Source organism: Pseudomonas sp. B34(2017), assembly GCF_002112915.1.
In the GTDB taxonomy this organism is placed as follows: domain Bacteria; phylum Pseudomonadota; class Gammaproteobacteria; order Pseudomonadales; family Pseudomonadaceae; genus Aquipseudomonas; species Aquipseudomonas pharyngis.
Genome location: NZ_NEJA01000002.1, coordinates 192,243 through 212,983, shown reverse-complemented (window position 1 = coordinate 212,983; position 20,741 = coordinate 192,243). Strand labels below are relative to the sequence as shown.

General features: G+C 60.3%; 17 protein-coding genes and 1 pseudogene. 5 read left to right on the top strand and 13 right to left on the bottom strand.

All coding sequences use genetic code 11. The annotated features are described in order from the left end of the window. Nucleotides 1–64: 64 nt before the first annotated feature. The 10 genes from argE to CAF80_RS06475 form a co-directional block, all read right to left on the bottom strand. Entirely contained in the window at nt 65–1,222 is a 1,158-nt protein-coding gene (gene argE, locus CAF80_RS06520; RefSeq protein WP_074690551.1) for an acetylornithine deacetylase, read from the bottom strand. Continuing rightward, a complete protein-coding gene (locus tag CAF80_RS06515) occupies nt 1,219–2,373 on the bottom strand; it encodes an FAD-binding oxidoreductase (RefSeq protein WP_039768540.1) in 1,155 nt (384 codons plus the stop codon). The genes argE and CAF80_RS06515 overlap by 4 nt, the downstream gene beginning before the upstream one ends. Further along, a complete protein-coding gene (locus CAF80_RS06510) occupies nt 2,370–3,746 on the bottom strand; it encodes an NAD(P)/FAD-dependent oxidoreductase (RefSeq protein WP_074690550.1) in 1,377 nt (458 codons plus the stop codon). Before CAF80_RS06510 ends, CAF80_RS06515 begins: the two co-directional genes overlap by 4 nt. Further along, nucleotides 3,728–4,036 (bottom strand): (2Fe-2S)-binding protein, encoded by a 309-nt coding sequence (locus tag CAF80_RS06505; protein ID WP_039768543.1) that lies wholly within the window; start codon nt 4,034–4,036, stop codon nt 3,728–3,730. Before CAF80_RS06505 ends, CAF80_RS06510 begins: the two co-directional genes overlap by 19 nt. Next, entirely contained in the window at nt 4,033–5,874 is a 1,842-nt protein-coding gene (locus CAF80_RS06500) for an ABC transporter ATP-binding protein (RefSeq protein ID WP_074690549.1), read from the bottom strand. Before CAF80_RS06500 ends, CAF80_RS06505 begins: the two co-directional genes overlap by 4 nt. A gap of 1 nt (nt 5,875) precedes the next feature. Next, on the bottom strand, nt 5,876–6,751 hold the full coding sequence (locus CAF80_RS06495) for an ABC transporter permease (RefSeq protein ID WP_039768547.1): 876 nt from the start codon (nt 6,749–6,751) through the stop codon (nt 5,876–5,878). After that, nucleotides 6,748–7,704 (bottom strand): ABC transporter permease, encoded by a 957-nt coding sequence (locus CAF80_RS06490; RefSeq protein WP_039768548.1) that lies wholly within the window; start codon nt 7,702–7,704, stop codon nt 6,748–6,750. Before CAF80_RS06490 ends, CAF80_RS06495 begins: the two co-directional genes overlap by 4 nt. A gap of 47 nt (nt 7,705–7,751) precedes the next feature. Further along, nucleotides 7,752–9,389, bottom strand: a complete 1,638-nt coding sequence (locus CAF80_RS06485; protein ID WP_039768550.1) for an ABC transporter substrate-binding protein — start codon at nt 9,387–9,389, stop codon at nt 7,752–7,754. Nucleotides 9,390–9,483: 94 nt separating this feature from the next. After that, nucleotides 9,484–10,758, bottom strand: a complete 1,275-nt coding sequence (locus CAF80_RS06480) for an FAD-binding oxidoreductase (RefSeq protein ID WP_074690548.1) — start codon at nt 10,756–10,758, stop codon at nt 9,484–9,486. A gap of 32 nt (nt 10,759–10,790) precedes the next feature. Beyond that, on the bottom strand, nt 10,791–11,459 hold the full coding sequence (locus tag CAF80_RS06475) for a haloacid dehalogenase type II (protein WP_039768553.1): 669 nt from the start codon (nt 11,457–11,459) through the stop codon (nt 10,791–10,793). A 592-nt stretch (nt 11,460–12,051) separates the two neighbouring features. On the opposite strand from CAF80_RS06475, the gene CAF80_RS06470 reads away from it, so the two are divergent. After that, nucleotides 12,052–12,906 carry a GNAT family N-acetyltransferase gene (locus tag CAF80_RS06470; protein WP_074690547.1) on the top strand — a complete coding sequence of 285 codons (855 nt, stop codon included), beginning with the start codon at nt 12,052–12,054 and terminating at the stop codon, nt 12,904–12,906. Nucleotides 12,907–12,967: 61 nt separating this feature from the next. Next, nucleotides 12,968–13,675, top strand: a complete 708-nt coding sequence (locus CAF80_RS06465) for a cupin domain-containing protein (protein WP_074690546.1) — start codon at nt 12,968–12,970, stop codon at nt 13,673–13,675. 2 nt (nt 13,676–13,677) lie between these two features. Here CAF80_RS06465 and CAF80_RS06460 read toward each other — a convergent pair whose 3' ends face one another. Genes CAF80_RS06460 through CAF80_RS06450 form a run of 3 tightly spaced genes read right to left on the bottom strand, consistent with a single transcriptional unit; the run spans nt 13,678 to nt 16,765 of the window. Further along, nucleotides 13,678–15,066: an LLM class flavin-dependent oxidoreductase gene (locus CAF80_RS06460; protein ID WP_085667020.1), complete on the bottom strand. Its 1,389-nt coding sequence runs from the start codon at nt 15,064–15,066 to the stop codon at nt 13,678–13,680. Between the two features lie 35 nt (nt 15,067–15,101). Beyond that, on the bottom strand, nt 15,102–15,947 hold the full coding sequence (locus CAF80_RS06455) for an amino acid ABC transporter permease (protein WP_074690544.1): 846 nt from the start codon (nt 15,945–15,947) through the stop codon (nt 15,102–15,104). Further along, nucleotides 15,944–16,765 carry an ABC transporter substrate-binding protein gene (locus tag CAF80_RS06450; RefSeq protein ID WP_039768560.1) on the bottom strand — a complete coding sequence of 274 codons (822 nt, stop codon included), beginning with the start codon at nt 16,763–16,765 and terminating at the stop codon, nt 15,944–15,946. The genes CAF80_RS06455 and CAF80_RS06450 overlap by 4 nt, the downstream gene beginning before the upstream one ends. A gap of 521 nt (nt 16,766–17,286) precedes the next feature. On the opposite strand from CAF80_RS06450, the gene CAF80_RS06445 reads away from it, so the two are divergent. The 3 genes and pseudogenes from CAF80_RS06445 (at nt 17,287) to CAF80_RS06435 (ending at nt 20,612) form a co-directional block, all read left to right on the top strand. Beyond that, on the top strand, nt 17,287–18,732 hold the full coding sequence (locus tag CAF80_RS06445) for an ATPase domain-containing protein (RefSeq protein WP_166742306.1): 1,446 nt from the start codon (nt 17,287–17,289) through the stop codon (nt 18,730–18,732). A 24-nt stretch (nt 18,733–18,756) separates the two neighbouring features. Next, entirely contained in the window at nt 18,757–19,119 is a 363-nt protein-coding gene (locus CAF80_RS06440) for a response regulator (RefSeq protein ID WP_074690543.1), read from the top strand. A 508-nt stretch (nt 19,120–19,627) separates the two neighbouring features. After that, a pseudogene (locus tag CAF80_RS06435) lies at nt 19,628–20,612 on the top strand (LLM class oxidoreductase). The last annotated feature ends 129 nt before the right edge of the window (nt 20,613–20,741 follow it).

The window sequence follows — 20,741 nt, the reverse complement described above, 5'->3', positions numbered from 1 at the left end:
AAAGCGCGTAGCGGACAGTGTCGGCTGCTGAAATTGGCGGTGGAACAGCAGAACTGCTGTTTTTCTATCTTTTCAGCGAACCGAGCAGGCCATCCAGAAAGCGCTCCCCCGCCTCCATCTGGCTGATCTCGATAAACTCGTCCGGCTTGTGTGCCTGCTCGATCGATCCGGGCCCACAGACAACCACCGGCACATCCAGACGCTGCTTGAACAACCCGCCTTCCGTACCGAACGAAACCTTGGACGTCGCGGTATCCGGCGCCGCGAAATTTTTCAGGAACCGTACCGCTTCGACGCTCGGGTGGGTGTCCAGTCCGGGATAGACGTTGACCGTTTCAATCTCGATGGCTGCCACGCTCGAGAGCTTCTGCGCCTCGCGCACGATCACCTCGGCACGCTCCTGCATCTGCGCGAGAATCTGTTGCAGATCATCGGCCGGCAAATTGCGCACTTCAAAATCCACCGTGCACAGATTCGGCACGATATTCAGCGCCCGGCCACCGCCGATCTGGCCGACGTGCACGGTGGTGTAAGGCACGTCGTAATCGGCATCCCGGGCGCCCTGCTCCTGCAGTTGGCGCTGGGATTCACGCAACGCAGCAATGAAATCGCAGGCCACGTGGATCGCGTTGACCGAGCGCGGCGCCAGCGAAGAATGCGCCTCCAGCCCCCGACAATAGGTGCGGTACGAGCCCTTGCCCTTGTGCCCCAGCACAAACTGCATGTTGGTCGGTTCGCCGATCAGGCACAGGAACGGCCGCACCGGCGCCAGGTGCAGCACATCGAGCAAACGCCGCACGCCAACGCAGCCGATTTCCTCGTCGTGTGACAGCGCCAGCTGCAGCGGACGGCTGAGGGAATGTTCAGCAGCATCAAGCATCGCGTCGATGGCCAGCGCGATAAAGCCTTTCATGTCGCAACTGCCGCGCCCGTAAACCCGCCCGTTCTGCTGCGTCAGCTGGAACGGTGGAACCGTCCACGCCTGCCCCGCTGCTGGCACCACGTCGGTGTGTCCGGACAGCAGAATACCCGGTTGGTCTTTCGGACCGGTACTGGCAAACAGATTGGCCTTCTTGCCGCTTTCGTCCTTGACGATCAGCGACTCGATGCCCTTGCTCAGCAGCAACTCGCGAACGTACTCGATCAACGCCATGTTCGATTCCGACGACACGGTCTCGAACGCAATCAATCGTTTGAGAATCTCCAGTACACGGGGTTTCATGAGGCTTTGCTCCGTTGTTCGGCCAAGGGGGCGAACCGGCGTATGGAAAAGGGTTCGATCAACGTGGAAGTGCTGCCGGTGCTGATCAGCTCAGCCATGACGTCACCGACGCCCGGCCCCAACTGGAAGCCATGGCCACAGAAGCCGAACGCGTAATACAGGCCATCGACCGTACCGCTTGGCCCCATGATCGGCAGCGAGTCCGGCAGATAGCTTTCGATGCCGCTCCAGACCCGAATGATGTTCAGATTGCCGACACCCGGCAGCAGTCGGCGCATTTGCCGGATCTGGTTGAGGATGCTGCGCGGCTCGACATAAGCGCGACGATTGAGCATGTCCGGTTTGCTGCGATAGCCGCCGCCAATGATGATGTTGCCGCGCGGAATCTGCCGGAAATAAATGACTTCCTCAGGGATTTTGGTGAACACCCCAATCACCGTCGGCAAGGCGTACGGCACCGGTTCCGTCACCGCCATCTGCGGGCCATGGGTGTCCAGCGGAACCGGTTCGCCGAACTGCGCGGACAGTTTCTCGCCCCAGGCGCCGGCAGTGATCAGCAGTTGTGCGGCGCGATATTGCCGGCCATCGGTGGTGGTGACGCTGAACTCGCCTGCGGTTTTCTGCACCTGGGCCACTTCGGTCTGTTCTTCGATACGCGCACCGATCCGCCGCGCCGCCCGGGCAAATGCCGGCGCCGCCAGACGCGGGTTGGCGTGACCGTCGTGCGGTGCGTAGGAGCCCCCCTTCACGTCCGGTCCCAGAAACGGAAAGCGCCGATGCAGTTCAGCGCCGCGATAGACCTGCAGATCCAGTTGGGCCGCCTCCGGTGCAGCGGCATACGCCTCGAGCTCGGCAATTTCGTCTTCGCGGTAACACACACGCATGTGGCCGCTGGCGATGAATTCCAGATCGTCGTCAATCAGCTCCGGCAAGCGCTTCCACAGCGCAAAGGAACGGTTGGCCAACTCCAGTTGCCCCAGATAACGACCCTGACGCCGCACGTTGCCGAAGTTGACGCCGCTGGCGTATTGGCCAATCAGGTCGCGCTCGAGCAGGGTCACGGAGTGCCCGCGCTGACGCAGGAAAAACGCTGACGCCGCACCCATGATGCCGCCGCCGATAATCAATACATCACTTTTCTGCGGGTTCATGACGGCTCCTCGATGATGACCATCGGCAACGGTTTGACGGGGGCCTGACCGCGTTGGCGGCCGACCTGTTGCACACTTACACCGGCCGCGGCGGCAATTACTTCGGCGCCGGCCTGCGAGCAGTAGCGGCCCTGGCAGCGGCCCATGCCGACCCGGCTGAAGGCCTTGGCCCGATTGACTTCACACGCGCCCTTTTCACTGACCGTACGGCGCAGTTCGCCCGCGCTGATCATCTCGCAGCGACAGACGATCGCCGAGTCCGGCAACGCCCCGGCCTGTTCGGCGGGCCAGGGAAATGCCTGCGCCAGACCGAGGCGGAACTGATCCATCACCGCCAGTGCACGCCGTTGCTCTGCGCGCAAACCGGCATCCACCGGTTGTTGCTGATCCTCCAGCAGCGCCATCGCCACCAGACGTCCGGCATGTTCAGCCGCATCGGCGCCGCGAATCTTTGCGCCGTCGCCGGCGGCATACACACCGCTGGCCGAAGTGCGGCCCTCTTCATCAAGCGCCAGCCACCATTGGCCGGACGCTTCATCAAAACGCATGCGACACCCGGCCAGATCGGCCAACTGGGTTTCCGGACGCAAGTGATACCCCAGGGCCACGGCATCGCAATCGATGTCCAGGGTTTCGCCCTTGGCTGAGCGCACGCGCACGCCACTGACGCCGTGGGTGGCATCTCCCGAAATCTGCTCCGGCTTGATTCCCAGGTGCACCGGAATTTTTGCCTGATACAACTGCGCCAACAGTTTCATCCCGGTGAGCAACACCCCGGGCCGCGCGAGCATCTTCGGCAGCGCCACAATACGTTTGCTCATCGGCGATGTATCAAGCACCGCGGCGACGTTGGCGCCGGCCTTCACGTACTGGCTGGCCACCAGATACAACAGCGGGCCGCTGCCCATGAACACCACGCGATGGCCGATGGAAACCGCCTGCGACTTGAGCGCGATCTGCGCCCCGCCGAGGCTGTAGGTGCCCGCCAGCTGCCAGCCTTCAATGGGCATCAAACGGTCCGTGGCGCCGGTGCACAGGATCAACGCGTCGAAGTCCACCGTCGTATGGTGACCCTGACTGACGCAGCTCAACTGCCTGGGCACCAGATTCCACACCAGCGTGTCAGGGCGGTAATCGATGTGTGGGCGCAAGCGCTCGAAACTCTCGTGCAGGTCGCGCGCCTTGGCCGCTTCAGTGCCGTACAGCGCGCGGTAGTCGCGGGTGAAACCTTCGGGTTGGCGCCGATAGATCTGGCCGCCGTCGCGGCGATTTTCATCGATCAGGACCGGTTTGATGCCGGCCTTCACCAACGTCTCGGCGCAGCGAATCCCCGCAGGGCCGGCGCCGACGATAACTACCCGTGCAGTGGCCATGTCGCCTCCGGTTGTGTGGTGACGAGATCCAGCCCTTCACGGACTTCACTGGAGCACGCACGCAGACGTTCGCCGCTGCGCGTCCACACCCAGCAATCCTGGCAGGCGCCCATCAGGCAGAACCCGGCACGTCGACCGGCATCGAACTCCGACTGACGCAACGCATTGCCCTGAGTGAGCAATGCGACCATCAATGTATCGCCCTGCAACGCCTTGATGGGCACGCCATCCACGGTCAACCCGACGGTCACCCGGCCCTGCTCGGCCAGTCTCACAAAACGAGCGCTCATGCATAGGCTCCCTGATTGAAGGTGGTCACGTCGCGCTGGGTTTTCAGCAGTTCGACGCTGTCGTGGTGGCAAAGAATTTCACTGCCACCGTCGATGATTCGGCGGTTGGGTGCCGTACGGTTGCACAGGCCATCGACACGCACCGGGCAGCGATTGAGGAAGGTGCACAGCTCGGCCACATTGGCTTTGGGCCCGATGGGCGGCAGTTCGCCGCAAGTCGTCCCGCAGGTTTCCAGCCAGCCCTGGCGCAGCTCCGGCACCGAGTGAATCAACAGATCGGTGTAGGGATGGAACGGTGCCTGCGCAAACGACTGGCGGCTGCCGGCCTGAACCTTGTGGCCGCTGTACATCACCACCACGTCATCGCACAGCGCGCGCACGGTGGAGATGTCATGACTGATGAACAGGTAGGACACGCCGAGCTGCTCACGCAAGTCGCGGAGCAACTCAAGAATCGCTGCACCGACCACGGTGTCCAGCGCCGAGGTCACTTCATCGCAGAGGATCAGATCGGGTTTGGCCGCCAGTGCCCGCGCCAGGTTCACCCGCTGTTTCTGCCCGCCGGACAATTCACTCGGACGACGCTCGGCCAGAGCTCGCGGCAGGCGCACCAGATCCAGCAATTCGCCGATACGCTCGCGCAACGCCGCGCCTTTGAGGTTGAAATACATCTTCAGCGGCCGACTCAGAATCGTGCTGATGCTGTGCATCGGATTGAGCGCCGTGTCGGCGTTCTGGAACACCATCTGGATCCGCCGGAATTGCTCGTCGCTGCGTTCGGCCAGACAACCGCCCAGCGGTTGCCCGTCAAAGGTCAGCCCGCCCAATGCCGGCGTCAGCAAGCCGGCCACCACGCGGGCCAGCGTTGACTTGCCCGAACCCGACTCGCCGATCACGCCAATCGCCTGGCCCCGGCGCACGGTCAGATCAATGTCTTCCAGTACACGAATGGCCGGCATGCCCTGGGTGTTCTTGTTGCCGTAACCGGCGGTCAGTCCGCGAATGGTCAGCAGCGGAGTTTCTTCGGCAATACCGCCAGGTGGGCGGATCGTCGTGTCCGGTCGCGCGGCGGCCAGCAAACTGCGGGTGTATTCATGACGCGGGCCTTTGAGCAGCGCCGCCGTGGCGCTTTGTTCGAAGATCTGACCGCCATTGAGCACGACAATCTGATCGGCCATTTGCGCCACCACGGCCAGGTCATGGGACACATACACCGCTGTTGCGCCACGATCACGCACCACGCGTTTGAACGCTCGCAACACGTCGATCTGGGTCGTCACATCGAGCGCCGTGGTCGGTTCGTCGAGGATGACCAGCAACGGATCACTGATCAGCGCCATTGCCGCCATCACCCGCTGCAGTTGCCCGCCGGACACCTGATGCGGGTAACGCTGGCCGATGTGATCCGGGTCCGGCAGGGCCAGGTCGCGGAACAGTTCAATGGCCTTGGCCTCAAGGGCGGCGCGGGTGCCGAGGCCGTGAATCAAGGCGCCCTCCACCACTTGGTCGATCAGCTTCTTCGCCGGGTTGAAAGCCGCCGCAGCGCTCTGCGCGATATACGACACCCGATTACCGCGCAGGCCCTGCAATTGCTGCTCGCTGAGCGCGAGCATGTTGTGCTCGCCGACCTGCACCACGCCGCCGGACAACCGACAGCCCCGTCGGGCATACCCCAACAGAGCGAGGGCAATGGTGGTCTTGCCCGAGCCCGACTCGCCGATCAACGCCAGCACTTCACCTTGTTCCAGGGCAAAGCTCACGCCTTTTACGATTTCGGTTTCACCGTGCTCGCCGCAAGCGACCACGCGCAGGTCTTCAACTCGAATCAATTGGGTCATTTCAATGGCCTCCCGTGCGGCGACTGCGTCGCGACGACACTCTGTCGATAAACAGATTCACGCCGATGGTCAGGGTGCCGATGGCAAGCGCCGGGATGACGATGGCCGGCGCACCCTGATTGAGGCCGCCGATATTTTCCCGCACCAGCGAACCGAGGTCGGCATCCGGCGGTTGCACGCCCAGCCCGAGAAAACTCATGCCGCTGAGCAGCAGCACGATGAAACCAAACCGCAAGCCCAGGTCAGTCAGCACCGGGTTGAGCATGTTCGGCAGGATCTCCACGCACGCGATGTACAAGCGCCGCTCGCCACGGGTTCGGGCGACCTGCACATACTCCAGCGCTTCGATGTTCACCGCCATGCTGCGGGCGATACGGAACGCGCCCGGGGCGAAGCTCAACACTGCCGTGCTGATCAACAGCGTCACTGAAGAGCCGAACGCCGAGACCATGATCAACGCGAGCATCTTGCTCGGAATCGAGATAAAGGCGTCCATCAAGCGGCTGATCACTTCGTCCAGCCACTTCGGCGAGACCACCGACAGCAGCGCGCAACCGGTGCCCAGCGCACTGGCCAGCACCGCCGCAATCAACGCCAGGCCCACGGTGAAACGTGCGCCGACGAGCACCCGGCTGAGCATATCGCGGCCCAGATAATCAGTGCCGAACGGGTACACCGCGCTGATGTTGTCGAACACATTGCCTGAAACCACTTCGCCGACCGGATGCGGCGCCAGCCACGGGCCGAACAACGCGACCAGCAGCCAGATAACGCAGATGGCGGCGCCGATGAGCCCCAGCCACGCGGGCCCGTGAGACACCTTGCCGGCTGACAGATCGGGGGCCGCGGGCGTCGATTTCACAATGAGATTGTTCATTGGTTTCTCAGCCTCGGATTGGACAGAATCGCGCACAGGTCGGCAATCAGCACCAGACCCAGATAAGCCGTACAGAACAACATGGTGCAAGCCTGCACCAGTGCCATGTCACGGTTGGTCACGGCATCGACCATCAGGCTGGCGATGCCGGGATAGTTGAAGATGGTTTCGACAATCACCACCCCGCCGAGCAGATACGACAGGCTCAGCGCAATCGCATTGGCGATCGGCCCGATGGCATTGGGCAAGGCGTGGCGCAGTACGATGCGCATCGGACTGACGCCTTTGAGCCGGGCCATTTCCACGTAGGGACTGTCGAGCTGATCGATCACTGCTGCGCGTGTCATCCGCGCCATTTGCGCAACGATTACGCAGCACAGCGTCATCACCGGCAAGGCGTAGGTGCGCATGAATTGCCACGGTGAAGTGATGTCGCTGGCATAGGACAGCGCCGACAACCAGCCCAGGTTTACCGCAAAGATCAGCACCGCGAGGGTCGCCACCAGAAACTCTGGCACCGCGACCATGGCCAGGGTGGTGAAACTCAAGACACTGTCGATCCGCCCGCCACGACCCATCGCCGAGCCGATGCCGAGAACCAGCGCCACCGGCACCGACACCAGCGCCGTGGCGGCCGCCAGCATCAAGGTGTTGGGCACGCGCCCGGCCATCAGCTCGACGACCGGCATCGCGTTGGATACCGACACGCCCATATCGCCACTGAGCAGGCTCATCAACCAGTGCAGGTAACGCACCACACCGGGTTGATCGAGCCCCAGTTTCAGACGCAGCGCCGCCACCTGTTCCGGGGTGGCAAACTGGCCAAGGGATTGTTGCGCCGCGTCTCCAGGCAGTACCGCCGTGATCGCGAACACGACCATCGATACGATCAACAAAGTCACGATCGCGGCGCCCAGCCGTCGACCGATCAACCACAGTGTGCTGCTATTCATCGCCTACCCTCCTGCACCTGGCTTGCCGTTCATTTCGACGGCTCTGTTCAAGCGTCCAGCCAGACCTGCTCGGCGAACATGTAACCCATGAAGCCGCCGAGCGGGTTGCTGCCGTAGCCCTTGATCCGTTGATCGACGCCGTCGATGTTGCTGATGAACACCGGAATGCCGATGCCACAGTGGTCGTGCACCAGGGTCTGCATGTCCGCGTACATCTTGCCGCGCTTGGCATCGTCGGTTTCGCCGCGGGCGAGCATCAGCAACTGATCGAACTGTTCGTTCTTCCAGCCGGACTCGTTCCACGGCGCCTTCGACTGGAAGAACTGCGAGAACATCACGTCGGCGTTCGGACGTGGGTTGATGTTGCCGAAGCTGATCGGGTGCTTCATCCAGTGGTTGGACCAGTAGCCGTCGCTCGGCAGGCGCTTGACGTCGAGTTTGAGCCCCGCCTGCTTGGCCGACTGCTGCAACAGCACTGCGATATCGACGGAACCCGTTGCGGCAGGCGACGCAAACAGCTCCATGCTGATGTTTTCCATGCCCGCTTTTTTCAGCAGGAATTTGGCTTTTTCCGGGTCGTAGACTGTTTGCGGCAGGTCACTGTTGTAGTAGCGCGAGCCGGGCGCGATCGGATGATCGTTGCCGACCACGGCAAAGCCGCGAAACACCGCCGACTTGATCTGTTCGCGATCGAGCAGGTACTTCATCGCCTGGGTGAAATCAGCGTTCTGACCCGGCAGCTGATCCTGACGGATGATCAAATCAGTGTAGTTGCCCGACGGCGCATCAACGACCCGGTGTCTGGCGCTGGCCTTGATCCGGTCGGTGGATCGCGGGTTGACCTCGTTGATCATGTGCACATCGCCGGACAGCAGCGCGTTGACCCGCGACGGCTCGTCGCCGATGGCAATGAATTCGATTTCGTCGAGGTACGGCAGGCCTGGCTTCCAGTAGCCGGTGTTGCGTGCGGCAACCGAACGTACGCCCGGTTTGAACTCCTTGACCTTGAACGGTCCGGTGCCAATGCCCTGGTTGAAGTCAGTGGTGCCTTCGGGAACGATCAGCAGATGCGAGACGGCCAGAATCGACGGCAATTCGGCGTTCGGGGCCGTCAGGCGAATCTGTACTTCGTTGGCCCCTGTGGCCTTGATTTCGGCGAACTGCTCCATCAGCGGCATGACTTTGGAACCCGTCAGCGGATCCTTGTGTCGTGACAGCGAGAACACCACGTCGGCCGCGCTGAGGGTTTTGCCGTTGTGGAAAGTCACGTCCTTGCGCAGGGTGATTGTCCACAGGGTCGCGTCGGTGTTATCGATGCGCTCGGCCAGTTCCAGTTGCGGCACCAGGTGCGCGTCGAAACGGGTCAGGCCGTTGTAGAACATGTAGTGCCGCACATAGTCGGTGGACAGCGCGCCTTTGGCCGGGTCGAGGGTGTCGGCGGTGGAGCTGGACATGCCGGCGACACGTATGCGCCCACCCTGTTTGCCTTTGCCCGGCGTCGCCGTGTCGTCGGCCAACAGCTTGCCCGCGGCACCGAACAGGCTGCCGGCGCCGGCAGCCGCTACACCGGCGACGCCGAGCATTTGCAACGCGTGACGGCGTGACATGCCGCGATTGAGGCCTTCGAACACTCGCAGGCTTTCTTCGCCCGAGATCAGAGGTGAGTCGTTCTTGTGATCAGTCATTTCAGTGCTACCTGTCGAAATTAAGAAGGCTCAAGTGTTCCGGTTGGCCGGAACGTCCTGGAAACGCAAACGACGGTAAAGCCACAGCATCAGCTCAATGCAAATAGTCCTGAAAGCGGTAATAGGCGCCCACGAAAGGCAGGAACCACGGCTTGCCGAAATGCCCGGGGATCGCCGGCCAGTCGAGTTCACGCCACGGGTTGGCCTCGGCATTGCCCGCCATCACATCAGCCATCACCTGCCCCATGTGCACCGACATCTGCACGCCGTGGCCGCTGTAGCCCATCGAATGGAACACGCCGCCGTGCTGGCCGGCTCGCGGCAAACGGTCGGAGGTCATGTCTACCAGGCCGCCCCAGCAGTAATCGATCCTGACGCCGGCCAGTTGCGGAAACATCTGGATCATTGCCGCCTGCAGCACCTTGCCGCTCTTGGCATCGTTGACACTGTCGGACATGGCAAACCGCGCACGCCCGCCAAACAGCAGGCGGTTGTCCGGGGTCAGGCGGAAGTAGTTACCGATCATTCGACTGGTGACATAAGCGCGGCGCCCCGGCAGCAACTGGTCGATCAGCGCCCGCGGCAGAACCTCGGTGGCAATGACGAAGCTGCCCACCGGTACGATTCGCCGCCGATACCAGCCCAGACCACCGTGCTGACAGGCACCGGTCGCCAGCAGAACCTGCCCGGCGTGCAGCGATCCCTTGCTGGTGTTGACCTGATAACCACCAGCCCGGGCTTTCCAGTCGAGCACCGGGGTGCCCTCATGGACCAGCGCGCCGTGACGCACCGCCGCTTCTGCCAGACCGATGCCGAAACGCCCGACGTGCATCTGCACGCCATTGCGCTGCAACAGGCCGCCATGGAACTGCGCAGAGTTGACTTCGGTACGGGTCTGTTCGGCAGACAGCAATTCAACATCGGCATCGACTTCGTTGCGAATCAGCTCGCAGGTGCGGGCCAGCCCTTCGTAGTGCAGCGGTTTTGCCGCCAGTTTCAGCTTGCCGTTGCGCAGCAGGTCACAGGCGATCTGCTCCTGCTCGACCAGCGACACAACGCTTTGCACGGCACTTTCGTAAGCCTGGTAATAGGCTTTGGCCCGGTCGGCACCGAGGCTGGCGCTGAGGCTGGCGTAATCCTGCGCCACCCCCGTGTTGCACTGCCCGCCATTGCGTCCCGAGGCCTCGCCGATCACGCGCCCGGCTTCCAGCACCACCACACTGGCACCCTTGAGCGCCAGGGCCCGGGCCGCCGCCAGCCCGGTGAAACCGCCACCGACGATGGCCACATCGACTTGCCCGGGCAAACCGCCGAGCTGTGCGCCGGTGAAGGCCGGTGCGCTGTCGAGCCAGTAGGATTCACTGCCCATGTTCAATCCCGCCTTTGCCAATGAGGATGTCGTTACAGGCCGACCAGTGCGGCCAGACCGCCAATGTCCGGGATCTGGTGGTAGCTGTAGAACGCATTGCCCGGTACTTCGTGGCCACGGGCGACGAAGGCCTTGTTCTTGATCTTCATGTCGTGGGCCGGCATCAGGTCGTAACGGAAGCTGGAGGACACATGCAAGATGTCTTCCGGGCCGCAGTTGAGGTTGTCGAGCATGTACTCGAACGCCGCCAGACGTGGTTTGTAGGCTTGTGCCTGTTCGGCCGTGAAGACTTTGTGAAAAGGTGCGCCGAGTTTTTCGACGTTGGACATGATCTGGCTGTTGCTGGCGTTGGAGAAAATCACCAGGGGAATCTTGTCGGCGATTTTCGACAGGCCGGCCGGTACGTCCGGGTGCGGGCCCCAGGTCGGAACGGCGTCGTAATACAGCTGGCCTTCTTCGCGGTATTCGATTCCCCAACGCTTGCAGGTACGCGCCAGAGCGGTCTTGAGAATCTCGTCATACGGCATCCAGTCGCCCATGACCTGATCGAGGCGATAGGCCGAGAAATCCTTGACGAACTGATCCATCTGCTCAGCGGGAACGCGATCGGCGAAGAGTTCGCGGGTCATCGTGCCCATGTGGAAATTGGTCAGCGTTCCGTAGCAGTCGAAGGTAATGAATTTGGGGCGAAGAAAGCTCATTGAGTGCGTTCCTGAAGTTCGTTGAGGTCAATGGCGCTACAAGCATTTGCCTGGTTTGCGCAGTAGCGATGCAACGCTGCAGCACACCGTCATTACAACACCGTGAAATCAGCAGATGGCGTTAAAAGCGACCTCCGTTCGATACAAATCACCGTTTTGGTCACGCCGCTCAGCAGACTTTGCGGTGCGCTCCAGCCTTGGGCAAAGCCCCGGTTCATGCGCACTTATGGACCTTTATCTGGCGTTTTTGATTTCCGACAGCGACTTTGCCCGCAGAAACTGCGCCCCATCGCAGGCTTGGCATCAGTTGCTGCGGCGCAGGTCTGTCCGGTACTGATTGAAGCAATTGAAAGCGCATCCAGCGCCGTGAGCGACGAGGCTGCGCGCAAGCCTTTTATAGGGTAAATAAGCCCAAGCATTTGCTGCCGGCAGAAGGCCCCGATTAAGTAGTAAGTGTGGTCTTCGGGACCTCACTTTGCGGAATCTGCCGAATATTCCCTGCCCCCTTGTCAGGCTTTCATCCAGATGGGATACAGGCGTCACCTCGCCGCAAAACCCGGCGCCAGCGCACACTCTTGATCGGAGAATCGCCATGTCCACCCCACTCCCTTCCTACGTCTATCGGCCGATGACTGCCGACGACCTGCCCAAGGCCCATGCCCTGTCCGTGCAATTGAAGTGGCCCCATCGACTTGACGACTGGGCCATGCTGCAACGGGTCAGCAAGGGCTTTGTCGTACTCGATGGCGAGCGTTTGATCGGCACCGCGTTCGCCTGCCCGCAAGGTGATTTCACGACCATTGGCCTGGTCATTGTCAGTGACGATTACCAGGGCCAGGGCATCGGGCGAAAGCTCATGGAACACGCACTGCAGGCTTGCCAGTCAAGCACGGCGATATTGAATGCAACCGTGGCCGGCGCACCGCTGTATGCCAGCCAGGGTTTTGTCGAGTTTGGCCGGATTCAGCAGCATCAGGGCCAGGCGCAAGCCCCTCTGCCCGGCCCATTGGCAGACGGTGAAGAATGCCGCCCACTGCGAGAAGCGGATCATGCGCGGGTGCTGGAACTGGCCAATGCCGGCAGCGGGCTGGATCGGCAAGCGGTGCTCAACGATTTGTTCTCTGTCGTAGAACATTCGGTGGGCATTGTGCGCGACGGTCAGTTGCGCGCCTTCGCCCTGCTGCGCCCGTTCGGTCGCGGTCGTTGCATCGGCCCGCTGATCGCCGAAAACCTTGGACAGGCCCAACATCTGATCGCGACATTGCTGGCCGGGATACCGGACGCCTTTGTGCGCATTGATATTCCAGCGGATTGTGGCCTTTCCGACTGGCTGGAAGCAGCCGGCCTGAAGAAGGTCGACACCGTGGCACAAATGTCCCGCGGTGCAGCACCGCAAGCAAACAATGGCGTTCGGCAGTTTGCCCTGGTCACTCAAGCCATCGGCTGACTATCGCGCTGGCGCTTGCCGCCCCTCAATAAATCCTCTCAATATCTGGAGCGTCACCCGTATGTCCGAACCTTGCATCATGCTGTTGGCTCGTGCCGATGGCAGTCGCGTCGACACCGCTTTCAAACAGCAACCCTTGAACGCTGCAGACCCTTTCTCGACCGGACGTCAGGTCGCCTGGTCAGGGAGCGACGGTATATCTGCAGGCATCGTCGAAGCAGGCGCAAGCCTTGATATCGAGGACTTCCCGCACACCGAAGTGATCGTGGTTCACGCGGGGCATGTGACGTTGAAAACCCGCGAGCGGACGCTGGAACTGGCCGTCGGCGCCAGCGCAGTCATCGGCCGTGGCACAGCCCTGCAGATCGAGGCGCAGACCGGCACCCGGTGGGCGTTTTGCGCCATGGCCAGCGCAGCCGCGACACCCGGCCTGACCTTGCTCGACCCGCTCGCGCACCTGTCCCCCTCCGCCGCGCCGGAGCAGCAGATCCTGATCGGTCCGACACCGCAATGCCGGTCACATAATGCCTTCGAAGATGCCATAACCGATCTGCGTGTCGGCGTGTGGGACTCGACGCCCTACGAACGTCACGGTCGCCCGCACAAGCTCAATGAGCTGATGTATCTGATCGAAGGCAGCGTAACGTTGCAGACACCTGAGGGGTCGAGCATGACCGTCAATACCGGCGACAGCGTATTTGTTGCGCGCGGGGCACCGTGCGCCTGGAAAAGCACGCGCTATGTACGCAAGGTGTATGCGGTTAAATAGCGTCAGCCATGAAGCGCCTTGTCGAAGCGGAACGAAGCCCCATAGGCCGAGTCAGGCAGGTGATTGGAGTGATCTGCCCGTAACCGCGAGCGGAAAGTGCCGCTTTGCGGTTGAGTACGGTACAGCCCACGCTTTTGCAGTTCGGGAATCACCAGTTCGACAAAGTCCTCAAGGCTGCCTGGGCTGAGCAATGGGTTGAGCATATAGCCGCTGGTGCCGGAAATTCGCGCGTGTTCTTCGATGCGCTCGGCGACTTGCTGCGGTGTACCGACGAGAATCAGGTCGCTGCCACGGGTAACACTGGCGAAGCGCTTTTTCACATCACCCGCCGTCAGCGGCTTGCCACTGCCATCGGGGCGCATGACGTATGAGGTCAGGCCTTCGGTGTGCGTCGAGAGTGCATCGCTGTCGGCGTAGCGGCTGATGTCGATGCCGGTGTCGCCGGCGTAACTGACCAGTTGTGCCTGCAAGTGATAGTTGCTTTGCAGCTCGTCGTATTTGCGCTGGGCTTCGATTTCGGTTTTGGCCGTGACGATGCGCAACACCGTCAACGATTTCACGTCTTCACGTTGACGCCCACGCGCCTGAGCCTGGGCCCAGATGTCTTCCAGGCCCTGCCGGATTTCCTGCGGGTTGGATTTGGCGATGAAGATCAGTTCCGCATGCTTGGCGGCGAACTCTCGACCGCGTCCCGACCAGCCCGCCTGAATCAGCAACGGGGTGCGCTGCGGGGACGGAGCGGTCAGGTGCGGCCCGGCCACGCGATAGTGCGCACCCTCGTGATTGATCGGTCGCACCCGCTCGCCTCTGGCATACAGCTGGCGGGCCTTGTCGGCAACCACGGCATCGTCTGCCCAACTGCCTTCCCAGAGTTTGTACACCACATCGAGAAACTCCTCGGCGCGTTCATAGCGATCGTCATGCTTGATCATTTGCTCCAGCCCGAAATTGCGGGCGGCGCTGGACAGGTAAGAGGTGACGATGTTCCAGCCCACTCGCCCATTGGTGAGGTGATCAAGCGTGCTGAAGCGCCGGGCGTGGGTAAACGGGTGTTCATAACTGGTGGTCACCGTGACACCAAACGCCAGGTTTTCCGTCACGGCCGCCAACGCTGGAATGATCATCAACGGATCGTTGGCCGGTGCTTCCACCGCCCACTTCATGGCTGCATCGGCATTGCCGCCGAACACATCGTAGAAACCCAGCACATCACCAAAGAACAACATATCGAGGTGCGCCTGATCGGCAATCCGCGCCAGGTTTGACCAGTAGCCCAGCGAGTTGATCGCCAGGCGTTCGTCAGCCGGGTGCGTCCAGAGGCTCGGCGCACCGCCGCAGCCGACGCTGGCTTGTTCATAGAGTGCAAAAAGCAGAGGTTTAGGATCGGACATCGTGGTTCCTGCAAGAAATCATTCAACGGAATGGCTCAGCGCTGATGCTTGAAGCCTCTGCCGTAATGGCGTTCGAGGCGATGCTGGATCAGTTCGAGACCGATGGATAACAGCCAATAGATGGCGGCTGCGGTGGTCAGCATTTCAATGTAACGGTAGGACGAACGCCCGTACGACTGCGCCAGAAACATCACTTCCCAAACCCCCATGACCGAAATCAGGGAAGAGTCCTTGAGCATCGAAATGAACTGGCTGGTGGTCGGCGGAATGATCGTGCGCATGGCTTGCGGCAGGATGATATGGATGAACGTCGCGGCCGGCCTCAGGCCCAGTGCGGCGGCGGCTTCGCGCTGACCCGGGGCAACCGCGAGGATGCCGGCACGAAAAATCTCACTGAGATAAGCCCCGTAGTTGAGCGACAGCGCGATGATCCCGGCGCTGATTGCGCCTGGCACCACACCCAACTGCGGCAGCCCCAGATAGATCAACAGGATCTGGATCAACAGTGGCGTGCCGCGAAAAAACGAGGCGTAGAAGCTGGCGATACCAAACGCCACGGCGCTGCTCGACAGCCTGGCCAACGCGGTGACAAAGCCCAGCAATAACGAAAACCAGATCGAGCAGAAACACAGGAATATCGTCAGCGCCGCGCCTTGCAAGAACCCGTTCGGCCCCAGATGCAGGCCGACCAGGTTTGGCCACTTTTCCGCAATGATCGAAAACTTCAGATCGAAGCGCATGAAAAACCACACGCCCAGACCCGACAGCGCCGCCCACGTCAGATACAGGCGCGTGCGAAAACCGAACAGCTGACGTGTCAGTGGCGGCTGCTTTTGCGGGCTGACAGCCGCTTTGGCCGGATGCGGATTGATGGCTGTCATTGGCTGATATCAGAACCGATCCACTTGCGGGATATTTTGCTCAGCGTGCCGTCAGTCTTGAGTTGTGCGATGACCTCGGTGACTTTCGCATTCCATTGCGGATCACCCTTCTCGACCGCCACGACGTTCGGTTCGGCATACAGTGGATCTCCGGCGATCTTGAAGCGCGGATCCTGAGCGATGCGTTCGCGCGCGGTGATCAGGTTGGTGACCATGGCATCCAGGCGCACGCCGGTACCCAGTGCGAGATCCTGGAAGGCAACGGTTTCATTGTCGTAAGGGGCGATCTGGACATTGTCGAACGGATAGCTCAACGGTTTGTCCTCGGCGCCTTCAATGACCAGGTCCTTGTTCAGATAAGCCTCATAAGTCGAGGCACTGATCACACCGACTTTTTTGCCGGACAAATCTTTGCCAGTGACGATGTCCTTGTCCTTCGCATTGACCACGATCACCGCCGGTGACTGGTAATACTCCACGGGGAAGTCGAACACTTCGGCCCGCGCCTTGCTCGGTGTCATCGAGCACACGCAGATGTCGTATCGACCGTTCCAGTGCCCCGCGGCAATCACGTCCCAGGAAGGCGTTTCAAGTTTCAACTTGACCCCAAGGCGCTCGGCCACAGCTTTAGCGACATCCACATCGAAGCCGTCGAGCTGGTTCTGGTCATTGAGAAAAGAGAACGGCGGGTAACTCTCCATCAGGACACCGGTGAGCTCACCTTTTTGCGTCACGCGATCGAGGGTGGGCCCGGCGAAGGCTGCCGCGCAACTGACGGCGAGCGCCAGGCCAAGTGTCAAATGTGTGGGGATCTTCAAGTGCGAATGCTCCAATCAGGAAATACCTGTTTAGATTAAAACGCACTATAAAATTAATATGAACTTCGTTTTGGGAATAAAAAGCTACGCTTAGGCTATATGAGATCCAGCCGCCAGCATCAGGCAAAGCCTTCATCTCCAAGGCTCATCGCTGCTGGTTTCTCACGGAGCGTACTCCGGGCAATGAACATCAGGGAAACCGGATCCTGAAGAATGGCCTGTTGGTTCCCTCCAGCCTTCTGGTCATATCGACCCTTTGTACTGTTTTCTTCAATCTGCGGGGGTTGTTTCAGGAGCGTAGTTCATCCGCTGACAATGCTGGAGCCGCCCAGGGTGGAAAAGAGTGTGCAACCAGGTTGAGTAAGTTGCGTTGCTGCTCCAACGCATGTTCAGCGGCGAATGAATAGCTTTACCGGCACTGCTGCCTGAAACGTCAGTGAAGTGCAGATAGCTCCGGCACACAAATGGCGTTAGCATCCCGTACATTCGGTTTAACAGCATGATTTCAAGATCAGGGTCGCATAGTGGAAAAGTTAAATCGCCTTCAGAGTGGAATCGAAGGCCTGGATGCTCTGCTCAAGGGCGGATTGGTCTCAGGCGCTTCCTACATTATTCAGGGGCGTCCAGGGTCGGGCAAAACGATCCTCGCCAACCAACTTGGATTCCATCATGCGCGCAACGGCGGCCGTGTTCTGGTAGCGACACTGCTTGCCGAATCCCATGACCGGCTTTTTCAGTTTCTGTCCACCTTGAGCTTTTACGACGCTTCCAAAGTTGGCGCTGAAATCCAGTTCGTCAGCGCATTCGATACGCTGGAAAATGAAGGTCTGGATGAAGTCGTAAAACTGCTGAGGCGTGAGATCAGCCGCCAGAAGGCCACAGTCATGGTTGTCGACGGCTTGCTGAACGCACGCTCTAAAGCCGACTCGCCCATCGACACCAAGAAGTTCATCTCTGAATTGCAAGGGCACGCTGCATTTGCTGGATGCACCGTGTTGTTTCTCACCAGTTCCCGACTGGATGACGGCAGCCCCGAGCACACCATGGTGGATGGCGTGATCGAAATGGGAGAGGAGCTTTATGGCACCCGCTCGGTGCGTCGTATTCAACTGCGTAAAACCCGGGGCAGCGCGGCACTGACCGGGCTTCACGAGTGCGAAATCACCGAGAACGGTCTGGTGGTTTATCCGCGCCTGGAAAGCCTCTACAGCCACCCCTCTTCGCCCGACAGCGCCAACATGACGCGCATCCCCAGCGGTATACATTCTCTGGACACGATACTGGGTGGCGGGCTGCACAGTTCCAGCGTGACGCTGGTCATGGGCCCGTCAGGAATAGGCAAGACAACCCTAGGTCTTAAATTCCTGGGTGAGTCGACGGTGAAGGCACCGGGCCTGCATTTTGGCTTTTATGAAAGCCCGGAGCGGTTACGCCTGAAGGGCCAGTCACTAGGAATCGACATCAAAGGCATGGAAGAAAGCGGTGCGTTGAGCATCGCGTGGCAACCGACCACCGAAGGTCTCCTGGACGGCCTGGGCTCAAGGTTGCTGAGCATCGTCGAAGAAAAGGGCATCAAGCGTTTATTCATCGACAGCCTTAGCGGCATGACGCGCGTCTCGACGAATCCAGCCCGAATTACTGACTTTTACAGTGCCCTCATGAACGAATTACGTTCCAGGGGCGTGACCGTGTTTGCCTCTTGGGAGATGCGAGATCTGTTCGGCTCCGAGATCAGTTCACCAAACTCTGACCTGTCCAGCATCGTCGACAATCTGATGCTGATGCGGTTCTTCGAGAATGACTCTGAACTAAGCAGAACCATTTCCATTCTTAAAGTCAGAGATAGCTCTTATGACCCTTCGCGATTTGAAGTGGTCATCCGTGACCAGGACGTTGATCTGAAAAAGGCTTCAAGAAATGAACCGCCAGTTCCTAATCCTGCAGCCCTGCCAGGTTCATTTTCCTAGGTCTTCTATTCAGGTTGCATTCTCATGACCACCATCCTGGTTGTCGACGACGAATATTTGATCGCTGACATTCTCGGCTTTGCGCTGGAGGACGAAGGCTTCATGGTCGTAAAGGCCAGCAATGGCAAAAAAGGGCTTGAGGTACTTGAGCGAGAGCGCCCTGACCTGATCATTACCGACTTCATGATGCCGGTAATGGACGGACTCGAATTCGCCACGGCCGTCCGCGCCCTGCCCTCAGCGCATCTCTTGCCCATCATTCTGATCAGCGGCGCACAAGCCCACCTCGGCATGGAGAGATCGGACTTGTTCAATGCTGTCCTGGAAAAGCCTTTCAATATCGATTCAATCCTTGCTACCGCCAAGCGACTGCTGGCTGCAAAATGAAACGGATTGAATCCATCTCCAAGACTGAACCTGCCCGCTCGGCCCTGCATGCCTGATGGCATGCAGCTTTCACCCTTTGCTGGAACCGCTCGAGATTCATCGATGATTCGCCCAATGACCGAAGTCATGTCGAGTGGGACTCGATGGATCGTAATCCTGCCACCTGCTTGTGATCGGTTGAAGTCGCAAAGGTCTCCCACGATGTGCGAGGCACAATGGCGCAACACGGCAATACCGCCTACGCTGATGAGGTAACCTCTGGGCCCGTTTCCGAGTTGACGGTATCGAGCCGGGAGAGGATTCCTTTTACCGTCCGCTTATCACCCATCCGGACCTGCCCGCGCATATCGCCAGCAACTGGCTCCTCAATCCGGTCCACCCGACCGGCAGTACGGCGCAATGGGCAAAGCTGCACTCAGTCCCCCCACCTGTCGTTCCCAAGCGACCGATGCCGCAGCACCTCTGGCAACGGGGCGCTGTTCACGTTCTGCCACTGAGGAAAATCAGTATGTATCGGCCGAGCACGATTCCTTATCAGCAGCATCGAGGGTTCAGCCGAACCTTCACGCCGGGGCATTTGAGCCTTGGATTGTTCTTTCCCATGGAGGCCTTCGACGGCGACACGCCGAGCATGCTCAACCAGGTCGCATTGGCGAAAACGGGCCGAGGCATTGGGCTTCAGCGCGCTCTGGTTTCGTGACGTGCCGCTTCGCGATCCCGGATTCGGCGATGTCGGCCAAGTCTTCGACCCCTGGGTCTACCTGGGTTATATGGCCGCCCATACATCGGAAATTGCGCTTGGCACCGCCTCCATCGCCATCCCTTTGCACCATCCCCTGCACACGGCCAAGGCGTCAGCCAGCGTCGATCAGTTGAGCGCAGGTCGCTTGATTCTTGGGGTGGCGTCCGGCGACCGCCCGGTGGAGTTCTCGGCTTTTGGCGTCGATCCCGAAAGGCGCGGGGATATCTTTCGCGAGCACTACGCGGTGATTCGCCGAGCCCACAGCACCAGTTTCGAACCCATCCACTGGAGCGCCGGGGAAATGCGCGGCGCGGATCTGATTCCGAAACCGACCACCCAATTCATTCCAATGCTCGTGACCGGCAATAGCCGTCAGTCACTGGATTGGATCGCGCGCGAAAGCAACGGATGGATCAACTATCCACGCATACCGAACATGCAGAGACTGGTCGTGGAAGATTGGCGGCTGGAGGTCACGAAGCAATGTGGTTCCGTCTATAAGCCCTTCACTCAGTCGCTTTACATCGACCTTGATGAAAACCCGTCTACGCCACCCACTCGCATTCATTTGGGGTTCAAACTCGGACGTTACCATTTGCGTTTTTTGCTGGAGTCGCTTGAGGAAATCGGCGTCGATCACGTCATCCTGAATCTCAAATACGGAAAGCGCCCGGCAGCGGACGTTATTGAGGAGCTGGGTACTCACATCATTGCGCAATACGGTGCACAGCCAAGTCCGACAGCGCATTGATCTGTCGGCCACTCCTATCCCCGCAGGATGCTCACTGAGCATCCTGCGCCTCACGGTCCGGCGTTCACTGCGCTGGATATTGCCCAGTACCAGCGCTCGCCCGGCAGACCGACCAACCGCTGTTTCCAG

Coding starts and splice junctions, on each gene's coding strand:
- argE (WP_074690551.1), bottom strand. CDS start 1,222: ATGAAACCCCGTGTACTGGAGATTCTCAAACGATTGATTGCGTTCGAG.
- CAF80_RS06515 (WP_039768540.1), bottom strand. CDS start 2,373: ATGAACCCGCAGAAAAGTGATGTATTGATTATCGGCGGCGGCATCATG.
- CAF80_RS06510 (WP_074690550.1), bottom strand. CDS start 3,746: ATGGCCACTGCACGGGTAGTTATCGTCGGCGCCGGCCCTGCGGGGATT.
- CAF80_RS06505 (WP_039768543.1), bottom strand. CDS start 4,036: ATGAGCGCTCGTTTTGTGAGACTGGCCGAGCAGGGCCGGGTGACCGTC.
- CAF80_RS06500 (WP_074690549.1), bottom strand. CDS start 5,874: ATGACCCAATTGATTCGAGTTGAAGACCTGCGCGTGGTCGCTTGCGGC.
- CAF80_RS06495 (WP_039768547.1), bottom strand. CDS start 6,751: ATGAACAATCTCATTGTGAAATCGACGCCCGCGGCCCCCGATCTGTCA.
- CAF80_RS06490 (WP_039768548.1), bottom strand. CDS start 7,704: ATGAATAGCAGCACACTGTGGTTGATCGGTCGACGGCTGGGCGCCGCG.
- CAF80_RS06485 (WP_039768550.1), bottom strand. CDS start 9,389: ATGACTGATCACAAGAACGACTCACCTCTGATCTCGGGCGAAGAAAGC.
- CAF80_RS06480 (WP_074690548.1), bottom strand. CDS start 10,758: ATGGGCAGTGAATCCTACTGGCTCGACAGCGCACCGGCCTTCACCGGC.
- CAF80_RS06475 (WP_039768553.1), bottom strand. CDS start 11,459: ATGAGCTTTCTTCGCCCCAAATTCATTACCTTCGACTGCTACGGAACG.
- CAF80_RS06470 (WP_074690547.1), top strand. CDS start 12,052: ATGTCCACCCCACTCCCTTCCTACGTCTATCGGCCGATGACTGCCGAC.
- CAF80_RS06465 (WP_074690546.1), top strand. CDS start 12,968: ATGTCCGAACCTTGCATCATGCTGTTGGCTCGTGCCGATGGCAGTCGC.
- CAF80_RS06460 (WP_085667020.1), bottom strand. CDS start 15,066: ATGTCCGATCCTAAACCTCTGCTTTTTGCACTCTATGAACAAGCCAGC.
- CAF80_RS06455 (WP_074690544.1), bottom strand. CDS start 15,947: ATGACAGCCATCAATCCGCATCCGGCCAAAGCGGCTGTCAGCCCGCAA.
- CAF80_RS06440 (WP_074690543.1), top strand. CDS start 18,757: ATGACCACCATCCTGGTTGTCGACGACGAATATTTGATCGCTGACATT.